This window comes from Pseudomonas yamanorum (genome assembly GCF_013386765.1).
Classification (GTDB): domain Bacteria; phylum Pseudomonadota; class Gammaproteobacteria; order Pseudomonadales; family Pseudomonadaceae; genus Aquipseudomonas; species Aquipseudomonas yamanorum_A.
The window spans coordinates 413,560-432,936 of the sequence record NZ_JACARE010000018.1 but is presented as its reverse complement, the minus strand read 5'-3'; the positions used below and the strand labels follow the sequence as shown (position 1 = coordinate 432,936).

Below are 19,377 nucleotides of genomic sequence, written 5' to 3'. Positions count from 1 at the left end.
CCACATGTTACGGACGGGGAGCGTAGGCAAATACGTCAGCGCGCATCTGGTGCGCATCCATGCCGGCCTCGACCAAGGCATCCAGCGTGCCGTAGATCATCGCAGGTGAACCGCTGGCATAGACGTGCACGGCCTTGAGGTCGCTGATGTCTTCGCACACTGCTTCATGCAACAGCCCGCAGCGCCCTTCCCAGCCGCAGAGGTCGCTGACCACTTTGTGCAGGAACAGGTTGGGCAGCTGCAGCCACTGGTCCCAGTGCTCGATGTCGTAGAAATCTTCTGGCCGGCGCACACCCCAATACAGGTGAACCGGGTACTTGAAGCCACTGGCGCGGCAGTGTTCGATCAGGCTGTGCATCTGCGCCATGCCGGTACCGGCGGCGATCAGCACCAATGGCCCGTCGGGCAATTCCGCCAGGTGGGTATCGCCAAATGGCAGCTCGATGCGCGCCATCTGGTTGCGCTGCAACTGCTCCAGCAGGCTGCGGGCGCTGTCTTCCCGGGCCAGTACGTGCAGCTCCAGCTCGCGCCCGGCATGGGGCGCCGAGGCCAGGGAGAACGCCGACTTCTCGCCGTTTTCCCGCTCGATCATCAGGTATTGCCCGGCGTGGTAGCGCACCGGTTTACCGGCCGGAGCCCGTAGGCGCACGCGCCATACGTCACCGCCCACTTCAACGCACTCACTCAGTTGGCAAGACAGTTTGCGCACCGGCAACTCTCCCGGCGCCAGCACGCCATCCCACAACACGATGCAATCTTCCAGCGGTTCGGCAATGCAGGTATAGAACTCGCCATGGTCACGCACCTCGCCGGCTTGCTGCACCCGGCCTTCCACCAACAGCGCCGCACACACGTGGCACACGCCATTGCGGCACGCCTGGGGGCAATCGTAGCCCAGGCGTCGCGCGCCCTCGAGGATCCGCTCGCCGGGCGTCAGTTCAAGTACCGCACCGGAAGGCTGCAGGGTTACACGCATCAATCTATTCCTAATTCTTTCCAGAGCGCATCGACACGAGCAGTCACCGCTTCGTCCTTGACGATCACGCGGCCCCATTCACGGGTGGTTTCACCCGGCCATTTATGGGTGGCATCCAGGCCCATTTTCGAACCGAGGCCCGATACCGGCGAGGCGAAGTCGAGGTAGTCGATCGGCGTGTTGTCGATCATCACCGTGTCGCGCTTGGGGTCCATGCGCGTGGTGATGGCCCAGATCACGTCGTTCCAGTCCCGGGCGTTGATGTCGTCGTCGGTGACAATAACGAACTTGGTGTACATGAACTGTCGCAAAAACGACCACACACCCAGCATTACCCGCTTGGCATGGCCCGGGTACGACTTCTTCATCGTCACGATGGCCATGCGATACGAGCAGCCTTCGGGCGGCAGGTAGAAGTCGGTGATTTCCGGAAACTGCTTTTGCAGGATCGGCACAAACACTTCGTTCAGCGCCACGCCGAGGATCGCCGGCTCATCCGGCGGACGGCCGGTGTAGGTGCTGTGGTAGATCGGCTTGATCCGGTGGGTGATGCGCTCCACGGTGAACACCGGGAAGCTGTCCACTTCGTTGTAGTAGCCGGTGTGGTCGCCGTACGGGCCTTCATCGGCCATCTCGCCCGGATGAATCACCCCTTCAAGGATGATTTCGGCGGTGGCCGGCACTTGCAGGTCGTTGCCGCGGCATTTCACCAGCTCGGTACGGTTGCCGCGCAACAGGCCGGCGAAGGCGTACTCGGACAGGCTGTCGGGCACCGGCGTCACGGCGCCAAGGATGGTCGCCGGGTCGGCGCCCAGGGCCACGGATACCGGGAATGGCTGGCCGGGATGCTTTTCGCACCACTCACGGAAATCCAGCGCGCCGCCACGATGGCTCAGCCAGCGCATGATGACCTTGTTGCGGCCAATCACTTGCTGACGGTAGATACCGAGGTTCTGGCGGTCCTTGTTCGGGCCCTTGGTGACGGTCAGGCCCCAGGTGATCAGCGGGCCGACGTCGCCGGGCCAGCAGGTCTGTACGGGCAGCATGCCGAGGTCGACGTCATCGCCTTCGATGACCACTTCCTGGCACACCGCGTCTTTGACGACCTTGGGGGCCATGGCAATGATCTTGCGGAAGATCGGCAGCTTGGACCAGGCATCCTTCAGCCCCTTGGGTGGCTCGGGCTCCTTGAGGAAGGCCAGCAGCTTGCCGATCTCGCGCAGTTCGCTGACCGACTCGGCGCCCATGCCAAACGCCACGCGATCGGGGGTGCCGAACAGGTTGCCGAGCACCGGGATATCAAAGCCCACCGGGTTTTCGAACAGCAACGCCGGGCCCTTGTTGCGCAAGGTGCGGTCGCAAATCTCAGTCATTTCCAGCACCGGGGAAATCGGCACCTGGATACGTTTCAACTCTCCGCGCTGCTCAAGTTGCTGCACGAAATCCCGAAGATCCTTGAATTTCATTAACCATGCCACCCGTAAAATAGGCGTACATCCTACCTGCTCTTACGGTCGCTGGCAGCTTATTGAGCAGCATTGCCGACGACACCGACTCAAAGAGCCGACGCCTGGGTTTCATCTCTCAAGGCCTTGAACAACGGTTCAAGGAACCCCTCGACATACCGCGAACCGACTGCAGAGAGATGATTGTCGTCGGTGTACAGCGACTGGCCCCCCAGCTCCACACGGCACCAGTCATTCACACTGCATAACTTCGGGGCCGGATCCAGCACCTTCACCCCAGGATCAGCAGCAGCGATTTTTTCGAATACGTGGCTGATATAGGCCTGGCGCTGGAGATGTTCAGCCAGGGGCATTCCCTCTTTGTCGGTGGGCCGGCCGAGCATCGCCAGGCGGCTGAGGCGATAAGGCGCACTGAACTCCTGCAGGGGGACTTCCTTGACCAGCCACACCCGATGGCCACCGGAGCGCAACTGCTGCACAAGGGCACGTATGCTTTCGTCGAAACGCTGCTCGGCGAAGGCCCGGTCATAGGTTCCGGTCTTCGGGTCCAGCAGCGAGAACTCGGTGTCGCCATCGCGCTGCCCATAAACGTACAGGCTCCAGCGCGCCACCAGCACCACGTCGCTAAAGGTTTCCTGGCCCAGCAGTTGGGTGACCTTCTGGTTGAAGCTCAAGCAGCCTGGAACGCTCTCTTTGCGATTAAACGGCAGGCAACCGGCATAACCCGCCTGGGTGACGCTGACCCCGTACTTGCTTGCACCGTCTTGCAATGCCGGAACCAGGGACGTGGCATGACTATCACCCCAAACCAGCGCGCGTGTCGGGCCCGACTGAGGGCCGAAATGACAAAATCCATGGTGGCGATTCTTCCCCCCATCCACCAGGCAGGCCATCAGGTCCGGGCTCCACGTGCGCGCCTGGGCAAATTGCAACGCCTCGGGCGACAGGCGCCAAGGCAAACCCTGCGTCCAGACCAGTCCTTTGCCGAGCAGCCCCACCCCAAGCAGCGCGATACCCGCCACCACCAGGATTTGCTTGCGCCCTGCCAACAACCGACGCTCACGGAACGGCGCCTCGACGAAGCGCCAGGATCCATAACCCAGCACCAGGCTCAACCCAAACAGCGCGCCGAGCTCCCACGGGCCCAGCCCGTCGACACTGGCGTACTTGCCGAACACATACACCGGCCAATGCCACAGGTACCAGGAGTAGGAAATCAGGCCAATCCCCACCAATAGGCGACTGCCCAGCAGCTTGCCCGCCAGGGTGGCTTGCTGGCCGTTGGCCCAGATCAGGCACACCACACCCAGCACCGGCAACAGGGCCGCAGCACCGGGAAACGGGGTGCTCGGGTCATAGGCGAAGACCGCCAGCAGGATCAGGCCAAGGCCGGCAAGACTGACGGCCTGCGCCAAGGCCAGGCTAGCGCGGTACTCGCGTGCCGGGATAACCGCCAGCATGGCACCGGCCAGCAGCTCCCAGGCACGCATCTGCAGCAGGAAAAAGGCTCTTTCCGGAGCGTGAGCGACCGCCCACGCGCTCATCCCGAAAGACACCAGCAACAACACGAACAGCGCTGTACGCCAGTGTTTGAGCCGGCTCGACAGCAGCGTCAGCAGCAGCGGGAAAACAATGTAGAACTGCTCTTCAACTGACAACGACCAGGTATGCAGCAATGGCTTGAGGTCGGAGGCCACGTCAAAATAGCCATCCTGGCGCATGAAAAACAGGTTGGAGATAAACACCACCTGATTGTGCATCGAGCGGCCCAACTCGCTGTAATCCTTGGGCGCCAGCAGAAACCATCCCACCGCCAGCGTGCCGAGCATCATCACAAAGAGCGCCGGCAGGATACGCCGAGCGCGTCGGGCCCAGAATTCGATGAAACTGAAACGCCCCGCCTGACGTTCGCGCCAGATGATCGAGGTGATCAGATAACCGGAGATCACGAAAAAAACGTCGACACCAACAAAACCGCCAGTGAAACCCGGCACACCAAAATGAAACAGCACAACCGCGATAACAGCTATGGCACGCAGGCCGTCAATGTCCCTGCGATAAGCGAGAGTGGTCATAAATCTTGTTATTAGCCCGGTCAGATTGACAGCAAGCGCAGTCACGCTCGCCTTTTGTCTCTAAACAGACACACGCTTGCGCCAAACCTCCCTTTTTTGACACAAAAAAAATGACGCCCCGTGGGGCGCCATTCTTTTGGACCTGAAGCGTCGTGTTACTTGCGCTTCATCGACAAGAAGAACTCGTCGTTGGTCTTGGTGGTTTTCAGCTTGTCGATCAGGAACTCGATGGCTGCAACTTCGTCCATCGGGTGCAGCAGCTTGCGCAGGATCCACATACGCTGCAGTTCGTCGTCGGCGGTCAGCAACTCTTCGCGGCGTGTGCCGGAACGGTTGATGTTGATGGCCGGGAACACACGCTTCTCAGCGATACGACGGTCCAAAGGCAGTTCCATGTTACCGGTACCTTTAAACTCTTCGTAGATCACTTCATCCATCTTCGAGCCGGTTTCAACCAGCGCGGTGGCGATGATGGTCAGCGAGCCGCCTTCTTCGATGTTCCGCGCAGCGCCGAAGAAACGTTTCGGTTTCTCCAGGGCGTGGGCATCGACACCACCGGTGAGCACTTTGCCGGAGCTCGGGATCACGGTGTTGTAGGCACGGGCCAGACGGGTGATGGAGTCGAGCAGGATCACCACGTCTTTCTTGTGTTCGACCAGGCGCTTGGCCTTCTCGATCACCATTTCGGCAACCTGCACGTGGCGGGTTGGCGGCTCATCGAACGTCGAGGCAACCACTTCGCCGCGCACGGTGCGCTGCATTTCGGTCACTTCTTCCGGACGCTCATCGATCAGCAGCACGATCAGGTGAACTTCAGGGTTGTTACGGGCGATGTTCGCTGCGATGTTCTGCAGCATGATGGTCTTACCGGCTTTCGGCGGCGCAACGATCAGGCCGCGCTGGCCTTTACCGATCGGGGCGCACAGGTCGATGACACGACCGGTCAAGTCTTCGGTGGAACCGTTGCCGGCTTCCATCTTCATACGCACGGTCGGGAACAGCGGGGTCAGGTTCTCGAAGAGAATCTTGTTTTTCGCGTTCTCGGGACGATCGTAGTTGATCGTGTCGACCTTGAGCAGGGCGAAATAACGCTCGCCTTCCTTTGGAGGGCGGATCTTGCCAACGATGGTGTCACCGGTGCGCAAATTGAAGCGACGGATCTGGCTCGGCGAGACGTAGATATCGTCTGGGCCGGCAAGATAGGAGGCGTCTGCAGAGCGGAGGAAGCCGAAGCCGTCCTGGAGAATCTCCAGCACGCCATCACCGGAGATTTCCTCGCCGCTTTTCGCGTGCTTTTTCAGCAGGGAGAAAATCACGTCCTGCTTGCGCGAACGGGCCATATTTTCTATGCCCATCTGTTCGGCCAATTCGAGCAGTTCGGTAATCGGCTTTTGCTTGAGTTCAGTCAGATTCATATAGGAATGACGTAATCATTTATGGAGGGGGGGAAATTAAGCTTTTGGCTTAATGAGGCCGCGCCGCAGAGAAGGCGACAGGATCGCGTACTAATCGAAAAGGAGAGCGTCGGCGACGGCTTGCAGGGGGCAGTGGAGAAACCAGTGCGGGGCCGAATGTACCACCTGAGTTTCAGAGCGTCTAGCCCTGTTTCACGAAAAAGCCCCGCAATTTGCGGGGCCTTTTGAGGACGCTTAGATGTTGGCGTCGAGGAAAGCTTGCAGCTGGGACTTCGACAGTGCGCCGACCTTGGTGGCTTCGACGTTGCCGTTCTTGAACAGCATCAGGGTCGGGATACCACGCACGCCGTGCTTGGCCGGGGTTTCCTGGTTGTCGTCGATGTTCAGCTTGGCGATGGTCAGCTTGCCTTCATAAGTGGTAGCAATGTCGTCCAGGACCGGAGCGATCATTTTGCAAGGACCGCACCACTCAGCCCAGTAGTCAACCAGCACCGGGCCCTGGGCCTTCAGTACTTCGGCCTCAAAGGTCGCGTCGGTGACGTGCTTGATAAGATCGTTGCTCATGGATGTCTCCGGGTTGTAAGCAAAAAAAACGTTGCCCATCATAGCCGCCCTTCCCGCGTTCAGGAAGCCGCAGCTGATTGACTCTTCCTATGATGGCGCATGAGTTTGGGTATAGCCCAACTCAAGGGGTCACGGGAGTGATGAAGGCAATGCCGGTGCGCAGCGCCGCGTTACGTACGTGCTCCTGCATGCTTTTCTGCGCCGCCCCGCTGGCGCGCCGGGCCAGTGCACGGAGGATCTTGCGGTGCTCCTGCCAGGTCTCCATGGCCCGTTCCGGCCGGATGAACGGTAACTTCTGACTCTCCAGGAACACCTCAGCACTGGCACTGAGGATGCTCACCATCGCCTGATTGCCGCTGGCCAGCAGGATGCGCTGGTGGAATTCGAAGTCCAGCCGAGCCGCCGCTTCAAAGTCCAAGGCCTTGAGCTCCTTGCGCATCGCCTCGACATTATCTTCCAGGATGTCCAGCTCCCCGGTGGTCAACGTCACGGCTGCCAGCCCCGCCGCAAAGCCTTCCAGGGCGTAGCGCAGTTGAAAGATATCCAGCGGCGTCGCCTGCGCCGTAAACGGCCAGGCCAAACCCGGGGGCTCTTCAGCCGCCTGCACGAACACACCCTTGCCCGGCTGCACACTCACCACGCCCAAGGCACTGAGGGATGACAAGGCTTCACGCAACGAGGCCCGGCTCACGCCCAATTGCAGCGCCAAATCGCGCTGGGAGGGCAATGCATCGCCCGGCCCGAAGCCCTCGTCAGCGATCAATTTGCGGATGGCCTGTAGCGCCACTTCCGGTACGGCTTGGGCGATGGAATTCATAAAAACTCAAGTTTCCAGTCAACTGAGCAGCTAGTTGTAAAGCTATTCACGGCGCCCGGCAAGCCACGCCCCAAAGGGGCTCGCGGGTTTTTGGCGACGCTCGAAAAGGGTGCAGAAAGCGCAGCAACTGTTCAGACCAGTAAGACCGCCAGAACTCAATGACTACCGGCCTCTGCGGTCATTAAGGCAGTGCTGGCATGGGCTGTGCACTGGCGAAACTCAGAAAATCCTTTCGTCCTTTTCGGAGAGTTGCCATGACCAAGCGTTGCAGCGCCCTGCTCACTGCCCTGTTTGCCAGCCTGATGCTGAGCCAGGCGCCCGCCCAGGCCAACGGTCTGGACGATATCGTCGCCCGTGGCACCCTCAAGGTGGCCGTACCTCAGGATTTCCCACCGTTCGGCTCGGTAGGCCCCGACATGAAGCCCCGTGGCCTGGACATCGACACCGCAAAACTGCTGGCCGACCAGCTCAAGGTCAAACTTGAACTGACCCCGGTCAACAGCACCAACCGCATTCCGTTCCTCACCACCGGCAAGGTCGACCTGGTGATTTCCAGCCTGGGCAAGAACCCCGAGCGCGAGAAGGTCATCGACTTCTCCAAGGCCTACGCGCCGTTCTACCTCGCCGTATTCGGCCCGCCGGATGCGCCGATCAGCACCGTTGACGACCTCAAGGGCAAAACCATCAGCGTGACCCGTGGCGCCATCGAGGACATCGAGCTGACTGCCGTTGCCCCGAAGGAAGCCACGATCAAACGTTTTGAGGACAACAACTCGACCATCGCCGCCTACCTGGCCGGCCAGGTGGACCTGATTGCCAGCGGCAACGTGGTGATGGTGGCCATCAGCGAGCGCAATCCCAAGCGCGTACCTGCACTGAAAGTGAAGCTCAAGGACTCGCCGGTGTACGTGGGCGTGAACAAGAACGAGCCGGCGCTGCTGGACAAGGTCAACCAGATCCTGGTCGCGGCCAAGGCCGACGGCAGCCTGGAAAAGAATGCAATGCAGTGGCTCAAAGAGCCGCTGCCGGCTGATCTCTGATCGCGGTAACGAGGGTTACACATGGCCTATCAATTCGACTTTGTGCCGGTGCTGGCCAATACCGATCTGTTGCTGCGCGGCGCGCTGTTCACCCTTGAGCTGACCGCCATCGGCGCGGTGCTGGGGGTGGCGCTGGGAATCGTTGGCGCCGTGGTGCGGGCGTGGAAGATCCAGCCCTTCAGCTGGATCTTCGGGGTGTATGTCGAGTTGATCCGCAACACGCCGTTCCTGGTGCAGTTGTTTTTCATCTTCTTCGGCCTGCCGTCCCTCGGACTGAAAATCACCGAATGGCAAGCAGCTGTGCTGGCGATGGTGATCAACCTGGGGGCTTACTCCACAGAGATCATCCGCGCCGGGATCCAGGCGATCCCTCGCGGCCAACTGGAAGCAGCGGCCGCACTGGCGATGACGCGTTTCGAGGCGTTCCGCCATGTGGTGTTGCTGCCGGCGCTGGGCAAGGTCTGGCCCGCCCTGAGCAGCCAGATCATCATCGTGATGCTCGGTTCGGCGGTCTGCTCACAGATCGCTACTGAAGAGCTGAGCTTTGCCGCCAACTTTATCCAGTCGCGCAACTTCCGCGCGTTTGAAACCTACGCGCTGACGACCTTGGTCTACCTGTGCATGGCGCTGATGATCCGCCAACTGCTGAACTGGATCGGTCGACGCTACGTGATGAGGAACGCCCGATGAGTGATTTTTCCTTCTGGGACATCGTGCGCAACCTGCTCACCGGTTTGCAGTGGACGTTGTTGTTGTCGCTGGTGGCGTTTATTGGCGGCGGCGTGATCGGTTTGCTGGTGATGACGATGCGCATCAGCCGCAAAGCGTTCCCGCGCAACCTCGCCCGTACCTACATTGAACTGTTCCAGGGCACGCCGCTGTTGATGCAGTTGTTCCTGGTGTTTTTCGGTGTCGCCTTGCTTGGGGTGGACATTTCACCCTGGCTGGCGGCGGCGATTGCCTTGACCCTGTTTACCAGCGCCTACCTGGCCGAGATCTGGCGCGGCTGCGTCGACTCCATCGCCCACGGGCAATGGGAGGCGTCCGCGAGCCTGGCCCTCAACCCGCTCGAGCAATTGCGCTACGTGATCCTGCCCCAGGCCCTGCGCATTGCCGTGGCGCCAACCGTGGGTTTCTCGGTGCAAGTGGTCAAAGGCACCGCCGTGACCTCGATTATCGGTTTTACCGAGCTGACCAAAACCGGCGGCATGCTCGCCAACGCTACCTTCGAACCCTTCATGGTCTATGGCCTGGTGGCGCTGGGTTACTTCCTGCTCTGCTACCCGTTGTCCCTCAGTGCGCGCTACCTGGAAAGGAGACTGCATGCCTCTGCTTAGAATTTCCGCCCTGCATAAGTATTACGGCGATCACCACGTACTCAAGGGCATCGACCTGAGTGTCGAAGAAGGCCAGGTGGTGGCGATCATCGGCCGCAGCGGCTCGGGTAAATCCACCTTGCTGCGCACCCTCAATGGCCTGGAATCGATCAACGACGGGGTGATCGAAGTCGACGGTGAATACCTCGATGCCGCCCGTGCCGACCTGCGTACCTTGCGCCAGAAGGTCGGCATGGTGTTCCAGCAGTTCAACCTGTTCCCGCACCTGACCGTGGGGGAGAACGTCATGCTAGCTCCGCAAGTGGTGCAGAAAGTACCCAGGGCCAAGGCCGCGCAACTGGCGCGGCAGATGCTCGAGCGGGTGGGACTGGGGGAGAAGTTCGACGCCTTTCCCGATCGCCTGTCCGGCGGGCAGCAGCAGCGTGTAGCCATTGCCCGGGCACTGGCGATGTCGCCCAAGGTGTTGCTGTGCGATGAAATCACCTCGGCCCTGGACCCGGAGTTGGTCAACGAAGTGCTCAGCGTGGTGCGCCAATTGGCCAAGGATGGCATGACCCTGATAATGGTCACCCATGAGATGCGGTTTGCCCGGGAAGTGGGTGACAAACTGGTGTTCATGCACCAGGGCAAGGTGCACGAAGTCGGCGACCCGAAAGTCCTGTTTGCCAACCCGCAGACGGCCGAGCTGGCCAATTTTATTGGCTCAGTGGAGCACACGGCCTGACACATCAGGCCCCAGGAGCCCACTCAAAATCTCCCTGCCCTTCAAATATCGTCTCATCCCTTACTGCCTGTAAGGCAGGCAGGAAGGTCTCGACGTTGACCACGGCAGTAAAGCGGCGCCCCTGCACAGGCATACCGGCCGCCTGTGCAACAAGCGCATGGCCTGGCAACAATTGCCCGGTCGCGGGCTCGCCTGGCAAGCGTGACATCGCCAGTTCAACGGCTTTTCCATCGACTTGAGCGGATTGCAGACTCAGGGTGAAATGCCCCTGGCGCCCAAACCGAAACCCCTGTGCGCCAGCGGGTATGCCCGTAAAACGCAGCGCCATGGATACCGGTTCCTCACAGGCAATGCTCAGGCGCAGGGTGCGCTTGCCCAGGGCGAGCTGCGGCTGACCGGACGGCATATCCAACCGCTCGGCTCGGCGGATCAAGCCGTAATCAACCCGAGGCTGGCTCAAGGACACACGACAGTTATCGGCCCGGGCCTCATTGGCCAACATCACCACAAAAAGCAGCACATAGAGGAAAAGCCCGTAACGCAAGCGTCCCCATTCAAAACACTCCGCTGGCTCACCGGGCACGGCAGATTGCCGAAGCTGTTTCGTAGAATTTGTCGTCATTGGATTCAGGCTCAAGGTTCAGTTGCAACTCGCAGGTGGTTGAGTCCGGCAAGGAGATACTCAGCGTGCGGGACTCATCCAGGCTGTTTAGAAAAACTGCGCCCTCGCCCACTACGCTGGTCAGGAAAGCATTGTTGCTGTCGAATACCGAGGCCCCTTGCGGCAAAGGGTGTCCATGCTCGTCACGAACCTCAAGTAATAAACGTCGCACTTTCACCACCTCAAAATCGACCGTATTGAAAGAGCCGCGTCCGGCAGAAAGGACCTTGGTACCGTTTTTCAGATCAACGCGCTTGGGCAGGGATTGGGTTTGCACTTCAACCTGGCTGCGGTGATAGGCAGGCAGGCCTGCGATCACCGCCTGCCCCCGATAATCGGTCCAAACGGGACCCTGCGGCGTCGAAATCTTGGCCGCCCCGACATCGCCCACCGAGACGATTCCAAAGGTGTCCTGGATGGCGTAGGGCGAGAACGTCATGCCCCGCTCGTGAGCCACCACGCCGCCTTGCAATTGACCGGTGTAACCGGTGCCCAATGAGTCACGCTGCACGCCTAACCCAAGCTGGGTGTAACGCGGCATGGCATTCACACGGGCTTGAACAGACTCCGTACCGCTTGCCTGCTCACGTGCAACACCTACTTCATAGTTCACGTAATCGTTGATCCGATCACTGAACGCGGTTCCAAGATCGACCCTGTCACCACGCCGACTGGCATAAGACGTGACACGGCGATCCCCACCAAACGGCACCGTGACCTGCAACCGAAGCGAAAGCCCCTTGTCGGACACATCACTGCGCTCATCACGCTGGGTGTTTTTGATCTTGCGCGGCCGAGAGCCGCCCACCCGGGAGTCCGCAATCAATGCCACCTGGGTGCCATTGAATGCCTGATTCCATGAGGCAAATACGTGCTCGGCCGATTGACCATCAAATTGTGAGTTGCGAGAGTAGCTGACGGAGAAGCCTCCCAAGGACCGATCTGCCCAGCTCAAACCCAGCGTGTATTGATTCTTGAAACGGGTATCCAACAGGTCATTACGCGTCGATTGCCCCGCTTCCAGTACCTCCCGATAGCCCCGCGTCTGGGTAGTGGCACTCAAGCTCATTTCAATGCCGGCAACCAGCGGACTGCCCACGGAAATGGAACTGCGAGCCCCGCTAACATCACCCTGGCCATCGCGTGACAGGTTCTGGCGCACGCCAAGCGAAAGGCGCTGGAAAAATACACTGCTCAACACTCCCCCCGCCGCCTGGTATTCGTCGGTACTCAGCAGGCCGAAGCCCAATGACGAGTCCCGCCCCATGCCCCAAGTCCCGCTTCCCATCGCTACGACCGGCGACTCCCCTGCATCCTGCGTTGCCCCACGCACCTTACCCAAGGAGAAGTAATAACCGGGCACTACCGGTACCCCACTCGCAAAGGACGCAGCGGGTACGGTGAAGCTATGTCTACCGCCGCGGGTACCAATGACACTGACCTCAAGATCACTGGTGCCATTGAGCAGTGGTAACCCGCTCAAGGCGAACGGGCCTTCCGGCACCAGTGTCGTATGGATCAGCACCCCAGCCTGGCGCACCTCAACCCGGGACGGGTTTTGGGCCAATCCTTCGACCACCACACGGCTGCCACCACCCGGACTGCGCGACTGGCCATCGGGTGAGAGCTGGAAACCAGACATCTGTAACCCACCGAACAACGGATTGTTGCTGGAAATCTGCCCGACCTGGAACGTTGACTTCAGGGATACGAAATCGCGTTGGGCGTACGCATTCACATGCTCGGTACTGCTCTTGCCATTGTCGGAGACATAGAACTGGCGGCTGCGAACAATCCAGTTCCCGATGTTGAATCCCGCCTCGGTGTAGGCGGAAACGGAGCGCGAAGAGCCGCTTTCGAAGCGGTCCTCGAACCCCTGAACATCGTAATTGAACAAGGCTGCTGATCCGCCCCGGGAAAAACTCCCGGCTTCCCACTCGGGATCACGTATTGACTGAGTGGGCACGACCAGCAAGACCTCATCGCTCCCGGGACGCAACCTGACGATCGTCGCGGGGTACTCGCCAAGAAAGTCATGACACGCCTGATCGGGAGCAGTGCCCTGTCGGATGACGGCGACTGGCACCCTTAAACCGGCTTTTTCCAAAAGTCCCGGGGTAAAACACAGCTGTCCCTGGTAGTCGAAGCGCGCCTCCACCAGGCCTAATGAGTTACCGTTGACCTGCAGCCCCACCACATGAGCGCCCTCGCGGAATCGCGCTGCGCTGCGAAAGTAGTGGGCCACCTTCGGGTCGATTCCGTTCGCCGACAAAACGGCGAGATCAAAGCCCTCCCCCAACTCAAGCGCCTGTGCCGGAACGCTCCACAGCGTTGCCAGGCCGATAAAGATTCCAGAACCGCAAGCCCGGGAAACCGAGGTTCGCGCAGGCAGTACAGAAAGGTCCAGACAGTTTGAATGGGTAGCGATTCTCATAGACCGATCAGCCCGCCTCGACTACAACGGAAGCTTCGTAGGCGGTCGCCGAATAGCCGTAAACGGTCGCCGGCTGAATCTCGATACCGCTGACCTTGGCCACCGCCCCTTCGATGCTGGTCGATAACACCTCGCCCGGCAGGATATAAGTACGCGGCAATATCGCCGGGTGCCTTGACGGCAGGAGGTGCACCTCCAGTCCCATCCGAACCACGTAAGCACTGTCGTTATGAACCGTCAGCCGATCGCCCCGCAACTTCCACTTCAGCAACTTCCATGGCTCTTGATTCCGTGGCAAGCCTTTGGGGTGCAGGATCAACGGCAAATCCTGTCGAATGGTAATGCCAATTGTCGCGCGCCCTTCTGCCCGGGCCTGTGGAATCCCTTCAAAGGTGACACGCTTCAAACGCTGAGTCTTGAGCGGCTCCTTCAAGGTACTGATAAACCGCACGAGCTGAGTTTCGCCAGGCTCGACACGGGCGATAGGTGGCGTAACGATCAACAGCGGCGCCAGGTCTTCCGGAACGTTCTGAATGACCGAGTGAAGTAACGCCGGAGCAGCGTCCGTGTTTTTTATATTGATGGTTGCCTCGCCATTTTCTTCATAAACAATAACGACAGACGTCTCCGGCTCCATTCCGTCCGCCATCACACCGCAACTAACCAAAAAAGAAAAACTTGCACATGAAAACAGGGTAACAACCGCGCTTAAAAGACGACTCATCGAGCTCTACCCGCAAACAAATAAAGTACCGTTGATAACCACGAAGCACACTTATGCATATAAACAACCAGCACGAAGCTGTGGCGCATGTCCACATGCCAGATGCTGGTCGTGTTTATATAGTTAGATCCGAGTCACCACCAAAGTGGCAAGTCCATTCAACGGAATATCTCTACTAAGGTCCAACGCACTGCCACGATTGATAACGGCCCTGACTACGAGGGTGCCGGTAACTGAAGTGACCGAGGCTGGAGTGGGGCTGGTATTGCGGCTCCAGGAGTGCTGGTAAGGCTGCTTGTCTACCCTGCCATCGCTGCTGTACACCCACGCGCCACTTGAACTGGCCCTTTTAAGCGGATACAGGGCGGTGCCCGCGCTGGTCAAATTGGACAGCCTGACCGAATACCCGCCGGTACGGTTGGTCCCGACCATGCCCAGGCCAAAATTCTGGCTCTCCGGAAAGCCGGTTCCCAGAATACCGGCCACTGTACTGGTTGCCTGCGAGTCGGTAACGGACAGTGCCATCTGAGCAGCAGCCGTTCCACAGTTGACGGTCAGGGGTAGCGTCTTTTCTTGCAGGGGAAGAAAAGAGGATGGCGGGATGCTCGACGCATTGATCGTACCGTAATCAACAGTGCCGCCACTGGCGCCGAGGCCTACCGTGCAGGCCGCTGGCTTAATGGTGCCGATAACCCTCAGGTTCCCGGAGCCACTTGTATCTGCTTGAGCACCCATACTGGCCGCCAAGCACGCAATACCTATTGCCAAACCAAATTGTTTTTTCATGTTCATCCTGTCACTGAAAGTTATCAGGTGCATTTGGTTCACCGGGCAACTCCATGCCCAACAACTATCGACCTTGATAAGCGAACTACAAATAAATAACACCACGGCACAATCGCCGAGTGACAGTCTCTCTCGTTAGTACCAAAAGAAAGAATGAGACGACGCCTGATCTAATGTAAGAGCCGTAAAAAAATAATGCCCCTTTAAGTCATCCCGGCAGTAGTCCTGACTTAATTATCCACTTAAACAAATAACCCACGCGTGTAGGGATATTCGCCTTTCCTATTAAAATTAGAAATTTCTGTTATTCCTGTTGCCTTACAGACCAATCGCCAGCCATATCGAGAATCGTCCTACGCATCCCGTAAATTTTGCTCAAAGACGCCGGTGGGAAAATTCCCCAAGCACTTCGCGTTGGCGTCAGCGGTTGATCGTGGCACGATGTCGAGGTTATCGACCGAGACCCCCTAACCATGCCGCAATCCCAAGCCAAGAATCTGTCCCTGATCGCCGCCATCGACCTGGGCTCCAACAGCTTTCACATGGTCGTGGCCAAGGCCCAGAACGGCGAAATCCGCATCCTTGAGCGGCTCGGCGAGAAAGTGCAACTGGCCGCCGGGATCGACGACGAACGTCAACTCAATGAAGAATCCATGCAACGCGGGCTCGATTGCCTGAAGCGTTTTGCCCAACTGATCAACGGCATGCCCCCGGGCGCCGTGCGGATCGTCGGCACCAACGCCCTGCGCGAGGCCCGCAACCGTGGCGAATTCATCCGCCGCGCCGAAGAGATCCTCGGGCACCCGGTAGAGGTCATCTCCGGTCGCGAGGAGGCCCGCCTGATCTACCTCGGCGTGTCCCACACCCTGGCCGACACACCGGGCAAGCGCCTGGTCGCCGACATCGGCGGTGGCAGTACCGAATTCATCATTGGCCAGCGCTTCGAACCGCTGCTGCGCGAAAGCCTGCAGATGGGTTGCGTGAGCTACACCCAACGCTATTTCAAGGACGGCAAGATCACCCCGGCCCGCTACGCCCAGGCTTATACGGCGGCGCGGCTGGAGATCATGAGCATCGAGCACGCGCTGCACCGCCTGACGTGGGATGAGGCTATCGGTTCGTCCGGCACCATCCGCGCCATTGGCCTGGCGCTCAAGGCCGGCGGCCACGGCACCGGCGAGGTCAACGCCGAAGGCCTGGCCTGGCTCAAGCGCAAGCTGTTCAAGCTGGGGGATGCCGAAAAAATCGACTTCGAGGGCATCAAGCCTGACCGCCGCACGATTTTCCCGGCGGGCCTGGCGATCCTCGAAGCGATTTTCGATGCCCTCGAACTGCAACGCATGGACCACTGCGACGGCGCCCTGCGTGAAGGCGTGCTCTACGACCTGCTGGGCCGCCATCACCACGAGGACGTCCGGGAACGCACCCTCAGCTCGTTGATGGAGCGTTACCACGTAGACCTGGAGCAGGCGGCGCGGGTTGAGCGCAAGGCGCTGCATGCATTTGACCAGGTGGCCGAGGATTGGGACCTGGAAGATGGCGTCTGGCGCGAACTGTTGGGCTGGGCGGCCAAGGTGCATGAAGTGGGGCTGGACATCGCCCACTACCATTACCACAAGCACGGCGCCTACCTGATCGAGCACTCGGACCTGGCCGGTTTCTCCCGGGAAGACCAACAGATGCTCGCGCTGCTGGTACGCGGCCACCGTCGCAATATTCCGAAAGACAAGTTTGCCGAGTTCGGCGCCGAGGGCATCAAGCTGATTCGCCTGTGCGCCCTGCTGCGCTTTGCGATCCTGTTCCACCACATCCGTGGTACCCAGGAAATGCCGCAAGTGGTGCTGCGCGCCAATGCCGACAGCCTGGACGTGGTTTTCCCCAAGGACTGGCTGGATGAAAACCAGCTGACCCAGGCGGATTTCGCCCAGGAAGCGGAGTGGCTGACGCGGGTTGGGTTCGCGCTGAACGTGCGCTAAAACGGTCTATATAACGCCACAAAACAAATGTGTGGGCTTGTGTGGGAGCTGGCTTGCCTGCGATAGCATCCCCTCGGTGCAGCTGGTACACCGAGGCGTCTGCATCGCAGGCAAGCCAGCTCCCACATGGGCCCGCGTATACCTTGCTTAATTCACCGTCAGAATCGGGCTGCCCAGCTTCTCCAGCAACGTCGCCTGGGCGCTGCGCGGGTTCTGGTTGCCGGTCGGCGTGTTGCGCACGTAGCGCCCGTCCGACTGCAGGCTCCAGCTGTGAGTGTTGTCGGTGAGATAACTCTCCAGCTCCTTCTTGACCCGCATGATCAGCTTCTTGCCTTCCACCGGGAAGCAAGTCTCCACACGCTTGTCGAGGTTGCGCTCCATCCAGTCGGCACTGGAGAGGAACATTTGCTCCTCGCCACCGTTAAGGAAGTAGAACACCCGGGTGTGCTCCAGGAAGCGCCCGATGATCGAACGCACGTGGATGTTGTGGGAAACCCCGGCGATGCCCGGACGCAGGCAGCACATGCCACGCACCACCAGGTCGATACGTACACCCGACTGGCTGGCTTTGTACAACGCGCGGATGATCTTCGGATCGGTCAGCGAGTTGAACTTGGCGATGATGTGCGCCGGCTTGCCTTCGAGGGCGAACTGGGTCTCGCGGGCAATCATGTCGAGCATGCCCTTCTTCAGGGTGAACGGCGCATGCAGCAGCTTCTTCATGCGCAACGTCTTGCCCATGCCGATCAACTGACTGAACAACTTGCCGACGTCTTCACACAAGGCGTCGTCGGAGGTCAGCAGGCTGTAGTCGGTGTAGAGCTTGGCGTTGCCGGCGTGGTAGTTACCGGTGCCCAAGTGGGCGTAACGCACTATCTCGCCAGCTTCTCGGCGCAGGATCAGCATCATCTTGGCGTGGGTCTTGAAGCCCACCACACCGTAGATCACCACCGCACCGGCCGCTTGCAGGCGGCTGGCCAGTTGCAGGTTGGATTCTTCGTCGAACCGCGCGCGCAGCTCGATCACCGCGGTGACTTCCTTGCCGTTACGCGCGGCGTCTACCAGCGCATCGACGATTTCCGAGTTGGCACCGGAGCGGTACAGGGTCTGGCGCACGGCCAGCACGTGCGGGTCCTTGGCGGCCTGGCGCAGCAGGTCGACCACCGGAGTGAAGGACTCGAACGGGTGCAGCAACAGGATGTCCTGCTTGCTCACCACACTGAAAATGTTCTCGCTGTTTTGCAGCAGTTTCGGGATCTGCGGGGTGAACGGCTTGTATTGCAGCTCCGGATGGCTGTCCAGGCCGGTGATGCTGAACAGGCGCGTAAGGTTCACCGGGCCATTGACCTGATACAGCTCGCTCTCGCTCAGGTTGAACTGCTTGAGCAAGTAGTCAGACAGGTGTTTCGGGCAGGTGTCCGCCACTTCCAGCCGCACCGCGTCACCGTAGCGACGGGAGAACAGCTCGCCGCGCAGGGCACGGGCCAAGTCTTCGACGTCTTCGGAGTCCAGCGCCAGGTCGGCGTTACGGGTCAGGCGGAACTGGTAGCAGCCCTTTACCTTCATGCCCTGGAACAGGTCATCGGCGTGGGCGTGGATCATCGACGAAAGGAATACATAGTTATCACCAGGCCCCCCCACCTCTTCCGGTACCTTGATGATCCGTGGCAGCAAGCGCGGCGCCGGGATGATCGCCAGGCCCGAGTCGCGACCGAAGGCGTCGATACCTTCCAGCTCGACGATGAAGTTCAGGCTCTTGTTCACCAGCAATGGGAACGGGTGCGTCGGGTCGAGGCCGATCGGGGTGATGATCGGCGAGATCTCGTCGCGGAAGAACCGGCGTACCCAGGTCTTGAGCTTGGTGGTCCAGTAGCGGCGACGGATGAAGCGGACCTGATGTTTTTCCAGTTCCGGCAACAGGATGTCGTTGAGGATCGCGTATTGGCGGTCCACATGGCCGTGCACCAGCTCGCTGATTCGGGCCAGGGCCTGGTGCGGTTGCAGGCCGTCGGCGCCGGCTTGTTCACGGGCGAAGGTGATCTGCTTCTTGAGGCCGGCGACACGAATCTCGAAGAACTCGTCCAGGTTGCTGGAGAAGATCAGCAGGAACTTCAGCCGCTCCAGCAACGGGTAGGACTCATCCAGCGCCTGTTCCAGCACGCGGATGTTGAATTGCAGTTGTGACAGCTCGCGATGGATGTACAGGCTGCTGTCATCCAGGTTGGTAATCGCAACCACCGGCGCCGGCGCGGCGGCTGGCGCTTCCGCTGCCGCAGCAGGTGGCGCCGGCTCCAGCTCCGGCGGGGTCTCGGTGACTTGTTCGACCACCGGGTGAGCGTCTTTTACGGCAACTTCTGTGAGTCCTTCGGTATTCATCGAGTG

At 59.8% G+C, this 19,377-nt stretch carries 16 protein-coding genes; 5 read left to right on the top strand and 11 right to left on the bottom strand.

Annotated elements, in window-relative coordinates; all coding sequences use genetic code 11:
* Window positions 1-7 precede the first annotated feature (7 nt).
* The 6 genes from HX875_RS15350 to HX875_RS15325 all read right to left on the bottom strand — a co-directional run bounded on the left by HX875_RS15350 (window position 8) and on the right by HX875_RS15325 (window position 7,313).
* Window positions 8-976: a CDP-6-deoxy-delta-3,4-glucoseen reductase gene (locus tag HX875_RS15350; protein ID WP_177043780.1), complete on the bottom strand. Its 969-nt coding sequence runs from the start codon at window positions 974-976 to the stop codon at window positions 8-10.
* Window positions 976-2,442, bottom strand: a complete 1,467-nt coding sequence (gene ubiD / locus HX875_RS15345; RefSeq protein WP_003213983.1) for a 4-hydroxy-3-polyprenylbenzoate decarboxylase — start codon at window positions 2,440-2,442, stop codon at window positions 976-978. The genes HX875_RS15350 and ubiD overlap by 1 nt, the downstream gene beginning before the upstream one ends.
* An 89-nt stretch (window positions 2,443-2,531) precedes the next feature.
* Window positions 2,532-4,517, bottom strand: coding sequence for an acyltransferase family protein (locus tag HX875_RS15340; protein WP_177043779.1), 1,986 nt, complete (start codon window positions 4,515-4,517; stop codon window positions 2,532-2,534).
* 155 nt (window positions 4,518-4,672) lie between these two features.
* A complete protein-coding gene (gene rho / locus HX875_RS15335) occupies window positions 4,673-5,932 on the bottom strand; it encodes a transcription termination factor Rho (RefSeq protein WP_008438874.1) in 1,260 nt (419 codons plus the stop codon).
* A 234-nt stretch (window positions 5,933-6,166) separates the two neighbouring features.
* Window positions 6,167-6,496 (bottom strand): thioredoxin TrxA, encoded by a 330-nt coding sequence (gene trxA / locus HX875_RS15330; protein ID WP_003213989.1) that lies wholly within the window; start codon window positions 6,494-6,496, stop codon window positions 6,167-6,169.
* Between the two features lie 121 nt (window positions 6,497-6,617).
* Window positions 6,618-7,313, bottom strand: coding sequence for a FadR/GntR family transcriptional regulator (locus HX875_RS15325; RefSeq protein WP_177043778.1), 696 nt, complete (start codon window positions 7,311-7,313; stop codon window positions 6,618-6,620).
* 254 nt (window positions 7,314-7,567) lie between these two features.
* Here HX875_RS15325 and HX875_RS15320 point away from each other — a divergent pair, with 254 nt between their 5' ends.
* Genes HX875_RS15320 through HX875_RS15305 form a run of 4 tightly spaced genes read left to right on the top strand, consistent with a single transcriptional unit; the run spans window position 7,568 to window position 10,414 of the window.
* Complete coding sequence (locus HX875_RS15320; protein ID WP_017476630.1) at window positions 7,568-8,353, top strand: transporter substrate-binding domain-containing protein; 786 nt, start codon at window positions 7,568-7,570, stop codon at window positions 8,351-8,353.
* Window positions 8,354-8,374: 21 nt separating this feature from the next.
* Window positions 8,375-9,043: an amino acid ABC transporter permease gene (locus HX875_RS15315; RefSeq protein WP_003213995.1), complete on the top strand. Its 669-nt coding sequence runs from the start codon at window positions 8,375-8,377 to the stop codon at window positions 9,041-9,043.
* Complete coding sequence (locus tag HX875_RS15310; protein WP_177043777.1) at window positions 9,040-9,690, top strand: amino acid ABC transporter permease; 651 nt, start codon at window positions 9,040-9,042, stop codon at window positions 9,688-9,690. Before HX875_RS15315 ends, HX875_RS15310 begins: the two co-directional genes overlap by 4 nt.
* Window positions 9,677-10,414 (top strand): amino acid ABC transporter ATP-binding protein, encoded by a 738-nt coding sequence (locus HX875_RS15305; RefSeq protein ID WP_177043776.1) that lies wholly within the window; start codon window positions 9,677-9,679, stop codon window positions 10,412-10,414. Before HX875_RS15310 ends, HX875_RS15305 begins: the two co-directional genes overlap by 14 nt.
* Window positions 10,415-10,418: 4 nt before the next feature.
* Here HX875_RS15305 and HX875_RS15300 read toward each other — a convergent pair whose 3' ends face one another.
* The 4 genes from HX875_RS15300 to HX875_RS15285 form a co-directional block, all read right to left on the bottom strand.
* Window positions 10,419-11,036: a hypothetical protein gene (locus tag HX875_RS15300; RefSeq protein WP_177043775.1), complete on the bottom strand. Its 618-nt coding sequence runs from the start codon at window positions 11,034-11,036 to the stop codon at window positions 10,419-10,421.
* On the bottom strand, window positions 10,987-13,509 hold the full coding sequence (locus HX875_RS15295) for a fimbria/pilus outer membrane usher protein (RefSeq protein ID WP_177043774.1): 2,523 nt from the start codon (window positions 13,507-13,509) through the stop codon (window positions 10,987-10,989). The genes HX875_RS15300 and HX875_RS15295 overlap by 50 nt, the downstream gene beginning before the upstream one ends.
* 7 nt (window positions 13,510-13,516) lie before the next feature.
* Window positions 13,517-14,233: a fimbria/pilus chaperone family protein gene (locus HX875_RS15290; RefSeq protein WP_177043773.1), complete on the bottom strand. Its 717-nt coding sequence runs from the start codon at window positions 14,231-14,233 to the stop codon at window positions 13,517-13,519.
* 123 nt (window positions 14,234-14,356) lie between these two features.
* On the bottom strand, window positions 14,357-15,019 hold the full coding sequence (locus HX875_RS15285; RefSeq protein WP_177043772.1) for a DUF1120 domain-containing protein: 663 nt from the start codon (window positions 15,017-15,019) through the stop codon (window positions 14,357-14,359).
* Between the two features lie 473 nt (window positions 15,020-15,492).
* Between HX875_RS15285 and ppx the strand changes: the two genes are divergently transcribed.
* Window positions 15,493-16,995: an exopolyphosphatase gene (gene ppx / locus HX875_RS15280; RefSeq protein WP_177043771.1), complete on the top strand. Its 1,503-nt coding sequence runs from the start codon at window positions 15,493-15,495 to the stop codon at window positions 16,993-16,995.
* A 147-nt stretch (window positions 16,996-17,142) separates the two neighbouring features.
* On the opposite strand, the gene ppk1 is transcribed toward ppx, so the two are convergent.
* On the bottom strand, window positions 17,143-19,371 hold the full coding sequence (gene ppk1 / locus HX875_RS15275) for a polyphosphate kinase 1 (protein ID WP_177043770.1): 2,229 nt from the start codon (window positions 19,369-19,371) through the stop codon (window positions 17,143-17,145).
* Window positions 19,372-19,377: the final 6 nt, after the last annotated feature.

Excerpts from the sequence above, each read along its gene's own strand:
- HX875_RS15350 (WP_177043780.1), bottom strand. The coding sequence starts at position 976 with ATGCGTGTAACCCTGCAGCCTTCCGGTGCGGTACTTGAACTGACGCCC.
- ubiD (WP_003213983.1), bottom strand. The coding sequence starts at position 2,442 with ATGAAATTCAAGGATCTTCGGGATTTCGTGCAGCAACTTGAGCAGCGC.
- HX875_RS15340 (WP_177043779.1), bottom strand. The coding sequence starts at position 4,517 with ATGACCACTCTCGCTTATCGCAGGGACATTGACGGCCTGCGTGCCATA.
- rho (WP_008438874.1), bottom strand. The coding sequence starts at position 5,932 with ATGAATCTGACTGAACTCAAGCAAAAGCCGATTACCGAACTGCTCGAA.
- trxA (WP_003213989.1), bottom strand. The coding sequence starts at position 6,496 with ATGAGCAACGATCTTATCAAGCACGTCACCGACGCGACCTTTGAGGCC.
- HX875_RS15325 (WP_177043778.1), bottom strand. The coding sequence starts at position 7,313 with ATGAATTCCATCGCCCAAGCCGTACCGGAAGTGGCGCTACAGGCCATC.
- HX875_RS15320 (WP_017476630.1), top strand. The coding sequence starts at position 7,568 with ATGACCAAGCGTTGCAGCGCCCTGCTCACTGCCCTGTTTGCCAGCCTG.
- HX875_RS15315 (WP_003213995.1), top strand. The coding sequence starts at position 8,375 with ATGGCCTATCAATTCGACTTTGTGCCGGTGCTGGCCAATACCGATCTG.
- HX875_RS15310 (WP_177043777.1), top strand. The coding sequence starts at position 9,040 with ATGAGTGATTTTTCCTTCTGGGACATCGTGCGCAACCTGCTCACCGGT.
- HX875_RS15305 (WP_177043776.1), top strand. The coding sequence starts at position 9,677 with ATGCCTCTGCTTAGAATTTCCGCCCTGCATAAGTATTACGGCGATCAC.
- HX875_RS15300 (WP_177043775.1), bottom strand. The coding sequence starts at position 11,036 with ATGACGACAAATTCTACGAAACAGCTTCGGCAATCTGCCGTGCCCGGT.
- HX875_RS15295 (WP_177043774.1), bottom strand. The coding sequence starts at position 13,509 with ATGAGAATCGCTACCCATTCAAACTGTCTGGACCTTTCTGTACTGCCT.
- HX875_RS15290 (WP_177043773.1), bottom strand. The coding sequence starts at position 14,233 with ATGAGTCGTCTTTTAAGCGCGGTTGTTACCCTGTTTTCATGTGCAAGT.
- HX875_RS15285 (WP_177043772.1), bottom strand. The coding sequence starts at position 15,019 with ATGAAAAAACAATTTGGTTTGGCAATAGGTATTGCGTGCTTGGCGGCC.
- ppx (WP_177043771.1), top strand. The coding sequence starts at position 15,493 with ATGCCGCAATCCCAAGCCAAGAATCTGTCCCTGATCGCCGCCATCGAC.
- ppk1 (WP_177043770.1), bottom strand. The coding sequence starts at position 19,371 with ATGAATACCGAAGGACTCACAGAAGTTGCCGTAAAAGACGCTCACCCG.